Annotated in this window: 20 protein-coding genes and 1 pseudogene; 8 read left to right on the top strand and 13 right to left on the bottom strand. The window is 34.5% G+C overall.

All coding sequences use genetic code 11. The features are described from left to right. Positions 1–16: 16 nt before the first annotated feature. From TAGGR_RS02735 to TAGGR_RS02705, 7 genes are read right to left on the bottom strand one after another with little or no spacing between them, the layout of a single operon-like run. On the bottom strand, positions 17–979 hold the full coding sequence (locus TAGGR_RS02735; protein ID WP_059175828.1) for a DUF814 domain-containing protein: 963 nt from the start codon (positions 977–979) through the stop codon (positions 17–19). Beyond that, on the bottom strand, positions 972–1,967 hold the full coding sequence (rfaE1, locus tag TAGGR_RS02730) for a D-glycero-beta-D-manno-heptose-7-phosphate kinase (RefSeq protein WP_059175827.1): 996 nt from the start codon (positions 1,965–1,967) through the stop codon (positions 972–974). The genes TAGGR_RS02735 and rfaE1 overlap by 8 nt, the downstream gene beginning before the upstream one ends. Further along, on the bottom strand, positions 1,954–3,213 hold the full coding sequence (hisS, locus tag TAGGR_RS02725) for a histidine--tRNA ligase (protein ID WP_059175826.1): 1,260 nt from the start codon (positions 3,211–3,213) through the stop codon (positions 1,954–1,956). Before hisS ends, rfaE1 begins: the two co-directional genes overlap by 14 nt. After that, positions 3,203–3,676, bottom strand: a complete 474-nt coding sequence (locus TAGGR_RS02720; protein ID WP_059175825.1) for a DivIVA domain-containing protein — start codon at positions 3,674–3,676, stop codon at positions 3,203–3,205. The genes hisS and TAGGR_RS02720 overlap by 11 nt, the downstream gene beginning before the upstream one ends. Next, positions 3,673–3,981, bottom strand: a complete 309-nt coding sequence (locus tag TAGGR_RS02715; protein ID WP_059175824.1) for a YggT family protein — start codon at positions 3,979–3,981, stop codon at positions 3,673–3,675. Before TAGGR_RS02715 ends, TAGGR_RS02720 begins: the two co-directional genes overlap by 4 nt. A gap of 9 nt (positions 3,982–3,990) precedes the next feature. Further along, positions 3,991–4,779, bottom strand: coding sequence for a pyrroline-5-carboxylate reductase (proC, locus tag TAGGR_RS02710; RefSeq protein WP_059175823.1), 789 nt, complete (start codon positions 4,777–4,779; stop codon positions 3,991–3,993). 15 nt (positions 4,780–4,794) lie between these two features. After that, a complete protein-coding gene (locus tag TAGGR_RS02705; RefSeq protein WP_059175822.1) occupies positions 4,795–5,493 on the bottom strand; it encodes a YggS family pyridoxal phosphate-dependent enzyme in 699 nt (232 codons plus the stop codon). Between TAGGR_RS02705 and TAGGR_RS02700 the strand changes: the two genes are divergently transcribed. The 3 genes from TAGGR_RS02700 to TAGGR_RS10800 all read left to right on the top strand — a co-directional run bounded on the left by TAGGR_RS02700 (position 5,484) and on the right by TAGGR_RS10800 (position 8,867). Beyond that, positions 5,484–6,923: a sensor histidine kinase gene (locus TAGGR_RS02700; protein WP_236698887.1), complete on the top strand. Its 1,440-nt coding sequence runs from the start codon at positions 5,484–5,486 to the stop codon at positions 6,921–6,923. The genes TAGGR_RS02705 and TAGGR_RS02700 overlap by 10 nt on opposite strands. Before the next feature lie 3 nt (positions 6,924–6,926). After that, on the top strand, positions 6,927–8,312 hold the full coding sequence (locus TAGGR_RS02695) for a sigma-54-dependent transcriptional regulator (RefSeq protein ID WP_059175821.1): 1,386 nt from the start codon (positions 6,927–6,929) through the stop codon (positions 8,310–8,312). Positions 8,313–8,447: 135 nt separating this feature from the next. Further along, positions 8,448–8,867, top strand: coding sequence for a hypothetical protein (locus TAGGR_RS10800; protein WP_059175820.1), 420 nt, complete (start codon positions 8,448–8,450; stop codon positions 8,865–8,867). A 50-nt stretch (positions 8,868–8,917) separates the two neighbouring features. Here TAGGR_RS10800 and TAGGR_RS02685 read toward each other — a convergent pair whose 3' ends face one another. The 3 genes from TAGGR_RS02685 to TAGGR_RS02675 all read right to left on the bottom strand — a co-directional run bounded on the left by TAGGR_RS02685 (position 8,918) and on the right by TAGGR_RS02675 (position 10,835). Continuing rightward, complete coding sequence (locus TAGGR_RS02685; protein WP_059175819.1) at positions 8,918–9,301, bottom strand: hypothetical protein; 384 nt, start codon at positions 9,299–9,301, stop codon at positions 8,918–8,920. Positions 9,302–9,345: 44 nt separating this feature from the next. Beyond that, positions 9,346–10,494: an MFS transporter gene (locus TAGGR_RS02680; protein ID WP_059176540.1), complete on the bottom strand. Its 1,149-nt coding sequence runs from the start codon at positions 10,492–10,494 to the stop codon at positions 9,346–9,348. A gap of 77 nt (positions 10,495–10,571) precedes the next feature. After that, positions 10,572–10,835 (bottom strand): hypothetical protein, encoded by a 264-nt coding sequence (locus TAGGR_RS02675; RefSeq protein ID WP_059175818.1) that lies wholly within the window; start codon positions 10,833–10,835, stop codon positions 10,572–10,574. Between the two features lie 47 nt (positions 10,836–10,882). On the opposite strand from TAGGR_RS02675, the pseudogene TAGGR_RS11130 reads away from it, so the two are divergent. The 3 genes and pseudogenes from TAGGR_RS11130 to hisD all read left to right on the top strand — a co-directional run. Next, positions 10,883–11,422: pseudogene (locus TAGGR_RS11130) on the top strand (cation:proton antiporter); the annotation flags it as partial. Continuing rightward, a complete protein-coding gene (locus tag TAGGR_RS02660) occupies positions 11,370–11,849 on the top strand; it encodes a universal stress protein (RefSeq protein ID WP_059175815.1) in 480 nt (159 codons plus the stop codon). The pseudogene TAGGR_RS11130 and the gene TAGGR_RS02660, both read left to right, overlap by 53 nt. Positions 11,850–11,883: 34 nt before the next feature. Further along, positions 11,884–13,155: a histidinol dehydrogenase gene (hisD, locus tag TAGGR_RS02655; RefSeq protein WP_082673529.1), complete on the top strand. Its 1,272-nt coding sequence runs from the start codon at positions 11,884–11,886 to the stop codon at positions 13,153–13,155. Here hisD and TAGGR_RS02650 read toward each other — a convergent pair. From TAGGR_RS02650 to cutA, 3 genes are read right to left on the bottom strand one after another with little or no spacing between them, the layout of a single operon-like run. Further along, positions 13,148–13,330 (bottom strand): DUF6800 family protein, encoded by a 183-nt coding sequence (locus TAGGR_RS02650; protein ID WP_059175814.1) that lies wholly within the window; start codon positions 13,328–13,330, stop codon positions 13,148–13,150. The genes hisD and TAGGR_RS02650 overlap by 8 nt on opposite strands. Before the next feature lie 14 nt (positions 13,331–13,344). Then, on the bottom strand, positions 13,345–13,650 hold the full coding sequence (locus TAGGR_RS02645; RefSeq protein WP_059175813.1) for a hypothetical protein: 306 nt from the start codon (positions 13,648–13,650) through the stop codon (positions 13,345–13,347). Then, a complete protein-coding gene (gene cutA / locus TAGGR_RS02640; protein ID WP_059175812.1) occupies positions 13,647–13,961 on the bottom strand; it encodes a divalent-cation tolerance protein CutA in 315 nt (104 codons plus the stop codon). Before cutA ends, TAGGR_RS02645 begins: the two co-directional genes overlap by 4 nt. 62 nt (positions 13,962–14,023) lie before the next feature. Between cutA and TAGGR_RS02635 the strand changes: the two genes are divergently transcribed. Continuing rightward, positions 14,024–14,311 carry a GYD domain-containing protein gene (locus TAGGR_RS02635; protein WP_059175811.1) on the top strand — a complete coding sequence of 96 codons (288 nt, stop codon included), beginning with the start codon at positions 14,024–14,026 and terminating at the stop codon, positions 14,309–14,311. Position 14,312: 1 nt separating this feature from the next. Beyond that, complete coding sequence (locus TAGGR_RS02630; protein WP_059175810.1) at positions 14,313–15,200, top strand: KaiC domain-containing protein; 888 nt, start codon at positions 14,313–14,315, stop codon at positions 15,198–15,200. The last annotated feature ends 1 nt before the right edge of the window (position 15,201 follow it).

Below are 15,201 nucleotides of genomic sequence, written 5' to 3'. Positions count from 1 at the left end.
GCCTCCAAAAGTTTTGTCATAGTCTGTATTTTAATATCTCCTCTTCAGTAATTGCACTATAAATTTTTATTTCCTCCTGAGTGGCAGTTTTAATAACAACTTCCAAAGTCTTTCTTTTTGAGTAATATGCACATATTGATGCTGCCATATCAATATTTTTTTCTGAACAGTTTCCAGTTAATAAAACAACAGGACCTTTAAAATCTTTGGGATAGATAAATGTTCCATAATGGTTGTTTAATAAAAATTCGTTTTCTTTTTCATCTCTTCCAACAATCACCTTGCAGTGTTCAGATACTCTAAAATGTCTTCCTATTTTCAGCAGTTCAATATTTTGCACTGTAAGTTCATCATATTCGATAAGGTCTTTAACTTTCCTACAAAAGCTTGGCTCTGTAAGTAAACATCCACCTGCTGGCTGTGGAGGTTTTTCAATCCCGTATTTTTTTGCTAAATTAAGCTGAGGTTTTCTTGTTCTCCCCCAGATATCATATAAAAGTTCTCTATTTACAATTCCTTCTGCTTCAGGCTTTGTTGGAATAAGTAGCTTTGCCGATAAGGGTCTTAAGATTAGACCATTTAATGTTGATTTATTTTCAATAAGTTTTAAAACTTCTCTTTTCTGTGACATAGGTCTTTGATTAAGCACTTCTCCAGTTATTATGAATGATGCATTATACTTTGAAAGTCTCTCTTTTGCTTCTTTTAGCATAAGAATTTTACAGTCTATACATGGATTAAGATTTTTCCCATATCCATATTCAGGATTTTTTAAGACTTCAATAAATTTTTCTCTTATATCAATTTCTTCTATTTTAAAGCCAAATTTTTTAGCATAGTTTAAGTCATTTTCATTTAATGGAGCAGTAAAACCTGTAAAAAATTTTAAAGCAACTACATCAATACCCTGCTCTTTTACAATAAGTATGGAGAGAAGACTATCAAGTCCTCCAGAATAAAGTGCGAGAGCTCTATGCATAGGGATGTGTTTTCAGTATTTCCAATATCTCTTTAGGTGTAGCAGTAGCAGTTCCAATCTTGCCTACCACAATTCCCGCTGCTACATTTGCAATTTTTGCTGCAGAAACCATATCAGCACCAGAAACATAAGCGAGAGTTACAGTAGCTATAACAGTATCTCCTGCACCTGTAACATCAAATACTTTTTTTGCAACTGTTGGTAGATGAGTAACAGTTACATCTGAGCCCTTCTTTTCAAAAAGGCTCATTCCTTCTTCTCCCCTTGTTATTAAAACAAAGTCACACATAAGCTTTTTTAAAAGATTGTTTCCAGCTTTTATAAGAGTTTTTTCATCCTTAATCTCAACTTCTGCGCCATGAGAAGCTTCAACGATATTTGGTGTGATAATTGATACATGCTTGTAAAGTCTAAAATGGCCTATCTTTGGATCAACTGCAATAAAATTACCATTTTTCTTCTTACGCTCAACTAAAATCCTTAGTAGTTCTTCAGAAACAACTCCTTTCCTGTAATCAGATACTATCACAGCATCAAAGTCATTCAATGAACTCTTTATCATAGAGAGAAAATTCTCTTTTGACTTACCTTCAAGTCTTCTGCGATCTTCTATATCAAACCGCACAATTTGTTGATTCCCAGCAATAACTCTTGTTTTAACTGTTGTTCTTCTTGAATCTTCAAAAATATAGTCAAGTCCTATGCCTCTTTCTTCTAATAAATCTCTTACAATTTTGCCTGTTGTACCTTTGCCAATTATTCCTGAAATGTAAGCTTTTCCACCAAGAGCAATGATATTATTAGCCACATTTGCTGCTCCTCCAAGTCTGTAAGACTCCTCTGTAACTTCAACAACAGGAACAGGAGCTTCAGGAGAAATTCTTGAGACTTTACCAAAGATATATTTATCAAGAATAATATCACCAATTACAAGGACTTTTTTATCTTTAAATTTCTTTAAAATTAGTTCTGCCTTACTTTTGGTCATTAACCCTCCTCACTAATTCAATTAATTCATTGAAAGAGCACTCTCCCTCCACACCTGTCTTCATGTTTTTCCATCTATAGATTGATTTTTTAATCTCATCCTCACCGATAATTATAACAATGTTAACGCCTAATCTGTCTGCTCTTCTCATCTGGCTTTTTAGAGAAACTTCTTCATATGCAGTTTCTGTAGTTATGCCATTTTCTCTTAGAAAATTAATAATTCTCTTTGCTTCTTTTTTTGACTCACTTCCAATATAAGCAACATATACAAAAGCTGTATTTGGAGGTATTGATAATGCGGTTGAACAAAGCTCTATTAATCTCTCAATACCTATGGCAAATCCAGCTGCAGGAGTTGGAGGTCCACCAAAGAACTCAACAAGATCGTCATATCTTCCTCCTGCGGCAATTGCATTTTGGGCACCAAGAGCATTGGTTGTAACTTCGAAAACAGTTCTTGTGTAGTAGTCAAGCCCTCTTACAATTTTTGGATTAACAGTATATGTTATATTGAAATCTTCAAGTTCTCTCTGTAACTGAAAAAAATGTTGTTTACAGTCATCACATAAAAAGTTAAGAATTAAAGGAGTTTCCTTAAGAACTTCCTTACAGGATTCTACTTTACAATCGAGCACTCTTAATGGATTCCTTTCAAATCTTCTCTGACAGTCATTGCATAAATGGGGCACTTTATTAGATAAAAAATTAAAAAGCTCTTTTCTGTATTCGGGTCTGCAGTTTTTGCATCCAAGAGAGTTTATCTCATAGTTTAAGTCTCTGATTTTTAGCCTCTCAAAAAAATTTTTAATCATATAAATTAACTCAGCATCTACCCATGGAGAGCTTATTCCAAAGCATTCTGCACCAATCTGATGAAACTGTCTGAATCTTCCTTTTTGAGGTCTCTCATATCTGAACATGGGACCGATATAGTAAAATTTCTGAGGGACAGGTTTATTAAAAAGGTTGTGCTGAATGTAAGCTCTAACTACAGAAGCAGTTCCTTCAGGTCTTAAGGCAACAGTTCTTCCTTTTTTATCCTTAAAAATATACATCTCTTTTTCAACTATGTCTGTATCTTCACCAATACTTCTTAAGAAAACTTCAGCATTCTCTAAGATAGGAGTTCGTATTTCCCGAAAATTAAAGACTTCAAAAATTTCTCTAACAATCTTTTCAATATACTGCCAAAGTTGAACCTGTTCTATTATGTCCTGCATTCCCCGAAGAGAGTTATACTTCACTTTCTTCTTCTCCTTCTCTTTCCTTATCAAACTCAAGCATTCTTAAATGACTCTCAATAAGCCTTTTTATCTCTTCTTTAAAATGCCTTCTTATTCCCTTAAGATCAACTATGTCTTCGTGAATTTTGACAACTTTTTCCTGTGCTTCTTTAATAATGTTCTCTGCTTTTAGTTCTGCCTCTTTAATTATAAGCTCTGCTTCTTTTTTTGCATTTGTTTTATAGTCTTCAACAAGTTTCTGTGCTGTCATTAGTGTATCTCTAATTGATTGTTCAATTTTTCTGTATTCCTCTAACTGATTCTCGAGAATCGCAACCTTCTCCTTAAGCATTGAATTCTCTTTCAAGAGTTCTTCTAACTCTTCTCTTATAAGTTCAAGAAAAGAATATACCTCTTCCATGTCAAAGCCTCTGAGTCTAACCTTAAACTGCTTCTGTTGAATGTCTAATGGAGTAATTCTCATATGTTTCCTCCTTTTATTCTATAACCAAGCTCAATAAGGCTTGATATTAAAAAAATCTGTAAAAAATATATAATTAGCAATACAATTATTGGTGAAATATCAATAGGTAGTCTAAAAGGCAGTAACCTTCTTATCGGTCTAAAAACAGGCTCTGTTACAGAATGTAGAAATCTAACTACTGGATTGTATGGATCTGGATTTACCCAGCTCAGTACTGCTGAAATAATTACGATAAGGCTATAAATTGTAAGAGAAATATCTAAAACATTTGCCAGTGCAATTATAAGATTACCAATTATAAACATTTTTTATCCTCAGTCCTGCATGCTAAGTTCTTGAGCTCTTCTTGCTGCTGCCTGCAATGTTTTAAAAAGCACTTCTTTCAGTGTTCCATCAGATAAAATCTTTAATCCTGCCTCTGTTGTGCCCCCTGGAGATGTCACCTTCTGCCTGATTTTATCAGGTGGAAGTCCGCTATCAAGAAGCTTTGCTGTTCCAATAAATGTCTGAATGATTAACTCCCTTGCCACATCTTCAGGGAAACCTGCTTCTGTTGAAACATTGATAAATTCTTCAACTATATAGCATAAAAATCCAGGTCCACTACCAGACAATGCAGTAACAAGATTCATATAGTGCTCTGGTAGTGTTATTACTTTTCCCACACTCATGAAGATATCTCTTACTGGAGCTACCACTTTCATCTCAAGGCATTCACAGAGAGCAAGAACAGTCATGGCTTCTCCAACAGTAGCTGCAAGGTTAGGCATAGCTCTTATAAGTTTATCTGTTTTTAGATGTTTCTGTAATAAACTTAAAGGAATTCCTGCAGCAATAGAAACCACAGTATGTTTCTCTGTAACAGTATCTTTAATCTCTTCAAGCACTTCTTTTATGTTTTGTGGTTTAACCGCAATCACTACAATGTCAGCTAAATTAACAACTTCTGGATTTGATAGAGTTGTTTTAATTCCATAGCAGTTTTCAAGATATCTCCTTCTTTCCTCAATTGGTTCGGATACAACAATATTTCTCTTACCCTGTTTAACAAGCCCTCTTATAAGGGCTTCTGCCATATTACCACCACCTATAAAACCTATCATCTTTATCTTACCTCCCTAATTTATTCTTTCCCCAAAAAGGGCTGTGCCTATTCTTACCATCGTAGCACCTTCCTCAATTGCTACTTCAAAATCATGAGACATACCCATTGATAACTCTCTGAGAGAGTATCCTTTTTGAACTAATTCCTCTTTCATTTGTCTTAGTTTTTTGAAATAGGGTCTTACATCTTCAGGATTTTCAAAATATGGTGGAATTGTCATAAGCCCTTCTAATTTAATATTGGAAAGTTTAGAACAAAATTCTATTAATTTTTCAGTGTCTTCAGGTTTTATTCCAAACTTTGATTCTTCGTCCGATAATTTTACCTGAATTAAAATTCTTTGAACTTTACCAATTTTTTCTGCTTCTCTATCTATCATTGATGCAAGCTTTTCAGAATCGACTGAATGAATTAGTTCAAAAAGTCTCACAGCATCTTTTACTTTATTACTCTGGAGATGCCCTATCATGTGCCATTCAATGTTCATTCTCCATTTATTAAAAAATTCTTTTAAATCTTCTATTTTATCCTTTGCTTCCTGAACCCTGTTTTCTCCAAAAATTCTTAATCCAAGCTGTGCTGCCTCTTTTATTTTATCAATACCATGGGATTTTGTAACAGCAATAAGTTTAATCTCTTCTGGATTTCTTCCTGCCCTAAGTGCAGCATAGGTTATTCTCTTATAGACAGATGATATTCTTTGTGAAAGCATACTATAATACATTATACATGATTATGAATATCCTTGATAGATTATCCTTGAAGTGGAAGTTTATATTACTTTTGCTTTTACTTAACTTCACTTTAATGTCCATGCTCTATTTATTTTATACTCAGACTGAGAGAAGACTTTTAAAGGAAATAGAAAATCAAACCGCTGATCTTACAAAGGCTATTCAAATAGGAGTTGAAGAGGTGACTCGTGGAGGGTCAAATAAGCTTGCAGAATATGTCAAAAAACTCAATACAAAAGGCATAAAAGAAATCTCTATAATTAGCAATCAACAGGAAATAATTGCAAGCACCAATCCACAAAATATAGGGAAACCAGTAACTCACAGGAAGAAAGAATTAATAATTAAAGCTGAGCTTGGTGAACCAGTTTTTGAAGAAGAAAATGTATATAATGTAATAGTTCCTGTAATAGCTGGCAATGTTCAATATGGTTATATACATTTGAGAATTAATAAAGACGATTTTTCAAAAATCCTTAAAACAAATGCAATTAAAAGAATGATAACAACTTTAATTATATTTTCCTTAGGAATAATCGTGACTTATATAATTTCTTCGAGATATACAAGACCAATTGATACTTTAACTGAAGCTGCTATAAAAGTTGCGCAGGGTGACTTTAATTACAGACTTAACATTAACAGAAAAGATGAAATAGGTAAAATAGCAGAAAGTTTTAATTTTATGATTCAGAAACTTCAGGAAAACCAGATGCTACATGAAAGACTTAGAGAGGCAGAACATCTTGCAGCTATTGGACAACTCAGCCGCACAATCGCTCATGAAATAAGAAATCCTCTTAATTTCATAAATTTAAGCATTGATCATCTAATAGAAAAGCTAAAAAAAGAAGATAAAAACAACAGCAACCATATAAATTTACTTGAAAAGATGAAACAGGAAATCTATAGAGTAAACAATCTAATCACTGAATATCTTGAATATGTAAAACCCTTGAAACTAAATAAAAAAGTTGCAAATATTATCGAAATAATTGAAGATGTTGTATCAATTATTGAAGCAACAGCAGAAAAGGAAGGGATAAACATTTACAAAGATTATACGGTTGATTTTACTGTAAATGTAGATGTAGATTTGATAAAAAGCTGCTTCTTAAACATAATAACAAATGCGATATATGCAATGAGAGACTCTGAAGTGAAAAATCTCTTTATTAAAACAGAACTTGTAGATGACAATATTTTAATTAAAATATCTGACACAGGTTCTGGGGTACCTGAAGAGGTTATTGATAAAATTTTTGAACCATTCTTTTCTACTAAACGAGACGGATTAGGACTCGGGCTTCCTTTAGCAAAAAAAGTTATAGAAGAGCATGGTGGAACAATAGAATTTTCAAGCAAATTAGGACAGGGCACCGAAGTAAAAATCTATATTCCGGTTTAATAGATGACAACAATACTTATTATAGATGATGAGCAGTTACAGAGAGAAATTTTAAAAACTATTCTTTCAGAAGAAGGTTATAATGTTTATACTGCCTCTTCTTTAGAAGAAGCAAGAAAAATAATTAATGAAATAAACCCGGAGATAATTCTTACTGATCTTAAACTGGGAAATCAAAATGGAATTGAAATACTTAACAGTCTTCCCCAGGAACCATATATCCCTGCTGTAATTGTCATCACTGCCTTTGGAACTATTTCATCTGCAGTTGAGGCAATTAAAAAAGGAGCATTCGATTATCTTACAAAACCTCTTGATAAAGAAGTACTTTTAGTTACTATAAAAAAAGCAGAAGAAAGAATGAATCTTATTAAGGAAAATCTGATGCTAAGAAAAGAGCTTTATGAAAAATTTAAAATAGATGGTATAATTGGAAAATCAAAAAAGATGCTTCAGGTTCTTGACATTGTAAAAAAAGCTACTCCAACAAATGCAACAGTCCTTATATATGGAGAAAGTGGAACGGGTAAAGAGCTTATTGCAAAGGCAATTCATTATAATTCTCCAAGAAAAGACAAACCTTTCATTGCAATAAACTGTGCAGCAATCCCTGAAACATTGATAGAAAGTGAACTATTTGGCTATGAACCAGGAGCTTTTACAGGTGCAACTAACCGGAAAATTGGACTTATAGAAGCTGCAGACAAAGGAACACTTTTTCTTGATGAAATTGCTGAACTTCCACTTGCCACTCAGTCTAAACTTCTCAGAGTGCTTCAAGAAAAAGAAATAAGAAGAATTGGCGGCAAAGATACTATTAAAGTTGATGTGAGAATCATTGCAGCAACCAACAAAAATCTCTCTGTAGAGGTAGAAAAAAATAGATTTAGAGAAGATCTTTTCTATAGACTAAAGGTCATAACAGTTGAAATACCTCCATTGAGAGAAAGAAAAGAAGACATACCGGAGTTAGTAAATTTCTTTATTGAAAAATACTCAAAAGAATTTGGCAAAAGGATTAATGGAATTGACAATTCAGCATTGGAAGCATTAATGTGTTATCACTGGCCAGGAAACATCAGACAACTGGAAACAGTTATTGAAAGAGCAATAATTATCTGTGAAGGAGAAAAAATCAGATTAAAAGATATTCAGGATGAACTAAAAATTTCCATGCCAAGAAATGTCTTTGAAATAGATATACCTGATGAAGGAATAAACTATGAAGAGCTTGAAAAAGAGCTCCTTAAAAAAGCACTTGTTAAATCTAACTATGTTATCGCAAAGGCTGCGAGATTACTTGGGATGAGCTACAAGACATTCTGGTACAGACTTGAAAAATTCGGTCTTTCTGAAAATTTCCCTAAAAAGGAAAACTTCCTTAAATGAGGAAATTTGAATCAAGAAAAACTCAAGTATTTAGCTTTAAATATTTTGGCATAAAATTTGTATTAAATAACTTTTAGCTAAAAACTGAAATCCCTTTAAAAGAAAAACTTAAAAGAAAGGAGGTGACAAAAAGGTATGAAGAAAATTTTAGCAGTAGTAATGGCTTTGGTATTTGCTTTCACAGTAACAGCAGCTTTTGCAGAGCAGCCTGCAGCAAAACCAGCCGAGCCAGCAAAGAAAGCTGAGCCAGCAAAGCCAGCTGAAAAGCCTGCTAAGAAAGAGAAAGTAAAACAGATTACCGGTGAGGTTACAGCTGTTGACACAGTTGGAAAAACCATCACAGTAAAGAGCAAAAAGCAGGAACTCACAATCGGCGTAACAGATGAGCAGATCAAGGATGTAAAGGCTGGTGACAAGGTTGTAGTAAAATATACCGAGAAAGACGGCAAGCTCACAGCAAAGAGCGTAAAGAAAGTTGCTCCTAAAGCTGAGAAAAAAGGTGAAGTAAAGAAAGAAGAGAAGAAAGCTGAAAAACCAGCTGAAAAGAAACAGTAATCTTTTTTAAGCACAAAGGTGGAGGAGTGCTCCTCCACCTTCTTTGTTTTTTATACCTCTATACCTCTTCTTCTTAATTCATCTAATTTTCTCTCCCTGCATTCTTTGCATCTAAATTCAGGCTCAGGATCATGAAGTCTATCGTAGTTTTTTGTTTTTACAACTCTGTAACCTTCGCAAATCTTTCCACAGTCAGCACATACAACATTCTTCCTGATTTCCCATAGAGGATAAAACGCAGGAATATTGAAATGGGATTTAAAGATTGCTTTGTCAACGAACCAGAATACATTGGCAAGCAAAAACTGATTTAGCAAAAATGCTGGAATTGTGTGAATCCTGAGATAGTCACTTAGAACAAACTGTAAAAGTGCTCCTGCAATACCTGAGAGAACAATCCATCTGCCAAATACATATACAAACCATGTTTTCATATTACAACCTCCATTAGCATAAATAAAACTCTAAAAATTAATTTTTAGTGTAACATTTTTCTTACCCTGAAAAGAAAGGGTATGGAAGAAAACTGAAGAAGAACTGAAAAAACTATCAGAACAGAAACCGAAAAATCATATAAAAAACCTAAAGCAGTGCTACCCAAAAACCAGAATACACCATATCCTGTATTAAATACTCCATATCCAACTCCTCTTTTTTCCTTTGGAACTAAAACCGCAACAGCAGCTCTCATAATGGACTCCTGTGCTCCCATCCCTATCCCCCACAGAAGCATTCCCATAAAAGCAGAGTAAAATCCTCCAAGAAAACAAAGAGGTGCAAAGCCTGCTGAGATAATCACTGAAAAAATAAGAATTGAAAGTCCTTTTTTATCAAAAAAATGTCCAAAGATTAAAGCAGCCATAGCATCAATACCCATTGCCAGAGCATAAAAAACAGGTATCCACTGTTCAGGCACTGTGGCAACTTTCTTAAAATGATAGGTAATCAATGGAAAATCAGCATATCCTGCACCATTTAAGGCAACTGCTATTAGATAAATCCAGTAAACTTTGCTCAACCCCTTTGTTTCAATCTGAATCTTTGATATTTCTAAGTCTCTTGGGGAAGGATAAAGAAACCTTGCAAAAACTAAGATACCAATGGCTATAACAGCTGGAATAAGCAACACTCCGAAAGCTTCTCTGTATCCACCGTGAAAATAAAATACCGCTGCCACTATCAATGGACCAAGCATTGCTCCAATCTGATCCATTGCCTCATGAAGTCCGAAACCCCATCCACGCCCAATCTCTGCTGTGGCATGACTTAGCATAGCATCCCTTGCAGGCGTTCTTAAAGCTTTGCCAACTCTTTCAGCCATGATTAAAACTGCCGCCAGCTGCCACTGTCCCACTAAAGCAAGCGCAGGAACGCTTAAGAGATTAATTAGATATCCTACAATGGTTATGCTCCAGTATTTACCTGTTTTATCAGCAAGCCATCCTGAAAAAAGCCTTAATGCATATCCAATAAACTCTCCAAGCCCTGCAATAAAGCCAACTAAAGTCGCACTTGCTCCTAAAAATGCAAGAAAAGGACCAGTAATGCTTCTTGCAGCCTCATAGGTCATATCAGAAAAAAGACTTACGAACCCAAGCAAAACAATAAACACAGTGGCTGGCTTCAGAGCTTTCACCTCATTATTTTGAAATTATGCTACAATTTTCTATGAAGTCAGACCAAAAAAGCAAGAAAATTTCTCATTTAAACTACTATGAAGAGAGATTCATTTGCTGTTCCGGGTTCAGGTAATTTCCCTATATCAGATAGATGGAAATTTATTAGTTCTGAGATTTTTGCTAAATAATATGCTCTTTCCAGCGTTACTGTGCCTGCTCGTTGAGAATTCTTAAATTGTTCTGAAAACTTTTTATCAACTTTAATATTACAGAGCATGGATATTCTTAAAAGCTGATAAAACACTTTTGGTTCATTCCATTTTTTATTTGAATAAAGCCATAACTTCAAAGTCTTATCTTTATCAGGCTGATAATCAATATTTAAACCAAACTTTTTCAGAGTTTGAAACTAAATATCTTTTATTCATACTTTTTGGACTTGGTGCAATAGCCATATGGTCAGGCAGTGAAGCAGTACTTCCTGCTTATATTGTTGGTATGGTTTTAGCAGGAACAGCCGGAAAAGACCATCAACTTATAAGAAGATTATGAACACTTACAATAGGATTTCTCACTCCTGTTTATTTTTTAAGAGCAGGATATTTTGTATCAATTCCTTCAATTATTACAGCACCTCTGGCACTTCTGGTATTATTAGGCGGAAAAATAATAACGAAGATAGCTGGTGTTTATCCTGTAACCAAAATTTTTAAATTCAGACATAAAGAAGGAATGTATACAACACTTCTTATGTCAACAGGTCTTACATTTGGCTCTATTTCAGCATTATTTGGATTAACACATGGAATAATTGACCAGACCCAGTATTCACTTCTAATTGCAGCAGTAATTGGTAGTGCTGTTATCCCAACAATTATAGCCAATGCATTTTATTTACCAAAGTATTTGTTGCCTAAAACCAAAAAGGAGGATTAAGAATGTTGAAAAAATTTTAGTTGCCTTTGACGGTTCTCAAGAATCCTACAAAGCCTTTGATTTTGCTTTAAAACTCTCGAAGGAATGTCCGGAAAAGGAAAGAGAAATTGTTCTACTATCTGTAGCCCAGCCACCAGAGCCTGCTGATATTTTAGAAGTTAAAGCAGTTATTGACAGTGCCACGGAATACTATAAGAAGGAATTTGAGAAGATATTGTCAATTGCAAAAGAATATGAAGTGAAAATAAAAACAGAGATAGTAGCCGGACATCCAGCAGACCAGATTGTAAGATATGCTTCTGAGAATGATTTTGACATAATAATCATGGGGCAGAGAGGGATGTCAAAAATTGAAAGATGGCTTCTTGGTTCAGTATCTCGTAGAGTAGCAACACATGCAACATGCCCGGTGGTTATAGTAAAGTGATTGAAATTAGTAACGTTTTAGGGTATAATTTTCTATGCTGACTATCAAAGATAAAACTGAGCTTCAAAGATTTATAAAAAAACTCCGTAAAAGGTCAACATCTGAGCCTGAAATTGAGACCAATGTTAAGAAAATCCTCAGTGAAGTTAAAAAAAGAGGAGATAAAGCTCTAATTAAATATACAAAACTGTTTGATAAACACACCCTTCCACTTAAGATTGAACCTGATGAAATTAAAGAAAAGACGAAGGAAGTATCAAAAGAAATAATTGACGCACTCAGGTTTGCTGCAGAAAGAATCCGCAGATTTCACGAGCGACAGCTTGAAAAATCATGGCAGTACGAAGAGGAAGATATTACACTTGGACAGCTAATAAGACCTATTGAAAGAGTTGGAGCCTATGTTCCTGGTGGTAAAGCATCTTATCCATCAACGGTTCTTATGAATATTATCCCTGCTCAGGTTGCAGGAGTAAGAGAAATTGCAGTATCTGTGCCTACCCCACATGGTGAGCTTAATTCAACTGTATGTGCAGCCTTACATCTTCTTGGAATAAAAGAAGTTTACAGAGTAGGTGGAGCACAGGCAGTAGCTGCAATGGCTTATGGAACTGAAACAATTAAGAAAGTTGACAAAATTGTTGGACCCGGGAACATATATGTGGCAACAGCAAAAAAACTTGTTTTCGGTGAAGTTGACATTGACATGATCGCAGGACCGAGTGAGATACTCATTATTGCAGATAGTTCAGCAAATCCAGCCTTTGTAGCTGCCGATATGCTCAGTCAGGCTGAACATGATGAGATGGCATGTAGCATCCTTGTCACAACTTCAGAAAAAGTCGCATTAGAAGTAAAAAAAGAAATAGCAAGGCAGATTAAATCTTTACCAAAGTCGGAAATAGCCAAAAAATCACTAAAAAATTTTGGTGCAATTATAGTTGTTAAATCTTTGAATGAAGCCTGTGATGTTGCCAATGAGATTGCACCAGAACATCTTGAGGTTATGACAGAAAAACCTGACAACCTACTGCCACTTTTGAAAAATGCTGGAGCAATATTTTTAGGTCAGTGGACTCCTGAACCAATAGGGGACTATGTAGCAGGACCCAATCATACTCTTCCAACCTCTGGAACTGCAAGATTTTTCTCACCTTTGGGTGTATATGATTTTCTTAAAAGAAGCTCTTTAATAAAAGTTGGCAAAGAGGGATTCAATAGACTTGCCTCATATGTTGATGTGCTTGCAACCCTTGAGGGACTGCAAGCACATGCCAATACAGTAAAAATTAGAAAGACTACTTAACAGATGCTATGAACTGCTCAATTTTTAATGATGGAGAAATCTTTGATACCTTTTCAAGAATCCTCTTCTTTTCATCCTCGCTTTTTGCTTCTTTAAACTTTTCTCTAAGTTTTTTTAATTTTTCTCTGCGAAGTCTTCTTTTTCTTAGTTCTCTGTCAATAAGCCTTTTTGACATAAATTCCTCCTCTGTTAGAAATTTAGATAACCAAGGAGTCTGCTGATTATTAAATATCCTCCACAGGGTATATGGCTTTGATTAACAAAGAAATCACATCCATCTTCTCTAAAATCGCACTTATCACATATAAAGGATAGTCCTTTAGTTGCCTCTGATTCATTGTTTAGATGAAATATCTTAATTATGCCATCTAACTCACGGGATGTTATATACTTTTGAAGATAAAAATATCCTCCGCAGAATTCAGTTTCTTTATTAGGTTTGTAGTAGTTGCAGAATTTCTTACAAATTATAGAAGTATAAACCTCTTCTTTCATTTTGTAACTTCATCAAGCCAGTTTAAATAATTTTCAGAGCCTTTTTTAATTTTTATTCCAATGATCTCAGGTACAGTGTAGGAATGAAGAGACTTTACTCTTTTTTCAAGCTCTTCAAATAGGTCAGAACGAGTTTTAACTATCATTAAAACTTCTTGATCATCCTCAACTTTACCCTGCCAGAAATAGATTGAACGAACATTTCTGATAATATTTACACAACCTGCAAGTTTTTCTTCAACAAGAGTTTTTGCTATTTTTACTGCTTCATCTTCACTTGAGGCGGTTATAAAAACTACCATGTAATCCATAATTTAATTATAAAAAAATTTGCAAAAAATTGGTATAATTGAAAAAAAAGAGGAGGTGTCACATGCCTTACTATGTAATTTTAAGCACACTTACAGATGATGGAAGGGAGACATTAAAGGAAAATCCTGAGAGAATTCTTGAGGTGAACAAAGAAATTGAAAAGATGGGGATAAGAGTAATTCAACAGTTCGCAGTGCTTGGTCCATATGACTTCGTAAATATTGTGGAAGCTCCGGATAATATTACAGTAATGAAAATGTCTGTTGAACTTGGTTCAAGAGGCACAGTTCAACTTATGACAATGCCTGCCATTTCAGTGGAGGAATTGATTAAGAGTTTAAAAGTTTAAAATGAAAAGAGAAACTGAAATTACAGAAAAAGAATTTAAAGAATATCCTGAGCCTGCACTAAAAGCTATATTTACTGCCAGAGAAGCATTAGAGAGAGCTCCAGAAATAGTAGGAGTTCCAACAGGAATTGAAGGGCTTGATGAACTTTTTTATACTACTACATCAAAAGGCGGTAAACTTATTAAACAACCTCTTGGCGGAATACCTGCCTACTCAGTATTTAATATTACTGGAGTTTCTGATACAGGAAAATCCTTAATGGTTGAACAGTTTACTGTACAGCAGGCAAAGAAAGGAAATAAAGTAGCATTCATAACTGTTGAAGCTCCTGCCAACTTTCTTGTTGCAGGACTTAAGCTGAGAGCACAGGCAATGGGATATGACTTTGAAAAATTTGAAGATAACATAATTTTGATCGATGCTGCATCCTATGGAAGCTTACGGGATAACATTCCTGAACTTCTCTCCACTCTTGCCTATGTAATTCAAAACTATAAAGTCAAATTTACAGTGATTGATTCTGTTACTGGACTTTTTGAAAACAGAGAAATGCTTGCAAGAGTGGTAGTAAGGCAGATATTCAACTTTCTAAAAAAATGGTATCAAACAGCTTTACTTGTATCACAAAAAAGAAGTGGGCATGAAGAGCTTACAGCAGAAGCTGCTGGTGGATATGCAGTTGGACACATTGTTGATGGAACAATTGTATTAGCTAAAGAGCTTGTTGATTCTGCATACAAATCTAAACTTTATAAAAAAGAAATCGGTGAAATAGTAAGACTTTTCAGAATTGATGGATGTAGACTTTCAGGACATGATACAAAAACTCATTTTCTTGAGATAACAGAAACAGGACTTGTAAAAATCCTTGAACCAATTGGAGGGTAAA

The organism is Thermodesulfovibrio aggregans, from assembly GCF_001514535.1.
In the GTDB taxonomy this organism is placed as follows: Bacteria; Nitrospirota; Thermodesulfovibrionia; order Thermodesulfovibrionales; family Thermodesulfovibrionaceae; genus Thermodesulfovibrio; species Thermodesulfovibrio aggregans.
The sequence above is the reverse complement of the archived record's forward strand: the minus strand, read 5'-3'. Positions and strand labels throughout refer to the sequence as shown.

Excerpts from the sequence above, each read along its gene's own strand:
- TAGGR_RS02735 (WP_059175828.1), bottom strand. The coding sequence starts at position 979 with ATGCATAGAGCTCTCGCACTTTATTCTGGAGGACTTGATAGTCTTCTC.
- TAGGR_RS02635 (WP_059175811.1), top strand. The coding sequence starts at position 14,024 with ATGCCTTACTATGTAATTTTAAGCACACTTACAGATGATGGAAGGGAG.
- TAGGR_RS02645 (WP_059175813.1), bottom strand. The coding sequence starts at position 13,650 with ATGAAAGAAGAGGTTTATACTTCTATAATTTGTAAGAAATTCTGCAAC.
- TAGGR_RS02650 (WP_059175814.1), bottom strand. The coding sequence starts at position 13,330 with ATGTCAAAAAGGCTTATTGACAGAGAACTAAGAAAAAGAAGACTTCGC.
- hisD (WP_082673529.1), top strand. The coding sequence starts at position 11,884 with ATGCTGACTATCAAAGATAAAACTGAGCTTCAAAGATTTATAAAAAAA.
- TAGGR_RS02630 (WP_059175810.1), top strand. The coding sequence starts at position 14,313 with ATGAAAAGAGAAACTGAAATTACAGAAAAAGAATTTAAAGAATATCCT.
- TAGGR_RS02695 (WP_059175821.1), top strand. The coding sequence starts at position 6,927 with ATGACAACAATACTTATTATAGATGATGAGCAGTTACAGAGAGAAATT.
- rfaE1 (WP_059175827.1), bottom strand. The coding sequence starts at position 1,967 with ATGACCAAAAGTAAGGCAGAACTAATTTTAAAGAAATTTAAAGATAAA.
- TAGGR_RS02705 (WP_059175822.1), bottom strand. The coding sequence starts at position 5,493 with ATGCTTTCACAAAGAATATCATCTGTCTATAAGAGAATAACCTATGCT.
- TAGGR_RS02660 (WP_059175815.1), top strand. The coding sequence starts at position 11,370 with ATGCATTTTATTTACCAAAGTATTTGTTGCCTAAAACCAAAAAGGAGG.
- TAGGR_RS02715 (WP_059175824.1), bottom strand. The coding sequence starts at position 3,981 with ATGTTTATAATTGGTAATCTTATAATTGCACTGGCAAATGTTTTAGAT.
- TAGGR_RS10800 (WP_059175820.1), top strand. The coding sequence starts at position 8,448 with ATGAAGAAAATTTTAGCAGTAGTAATGGCTTTGGTATTTGCTTTCACA.
- TAGGR_RS02720 (WP_059175825.1), bottom strand. The coding sequence starts at position 3,676 with ATGAGAATTACTCCATTAGACATTCAACAGAAGCAGTTTAAGGTTAGA.
- TAGGR_RS02685 (WP_059175819.1), bottom strand. The coding sequence starts at position 9,301 with ATGAAAACATGGTTTGTATATGTATTTGGCAGATGGATTGTTCTCTCA.
- cutA (WP_059175812.1), bottom strand. The coding sequence starts at position 13,961 with ATGGATTACATGGTAGTTTTTATAACCGCCTCAAGTGAAGATGAAGCA.
- proC (WP_059175823.1), bottom strand. The coding sequence starts at position 4,779 with ATGATAGGTTTTATAGGTGGTGGTAATATGGCAGAAGCCCTTATAAGA.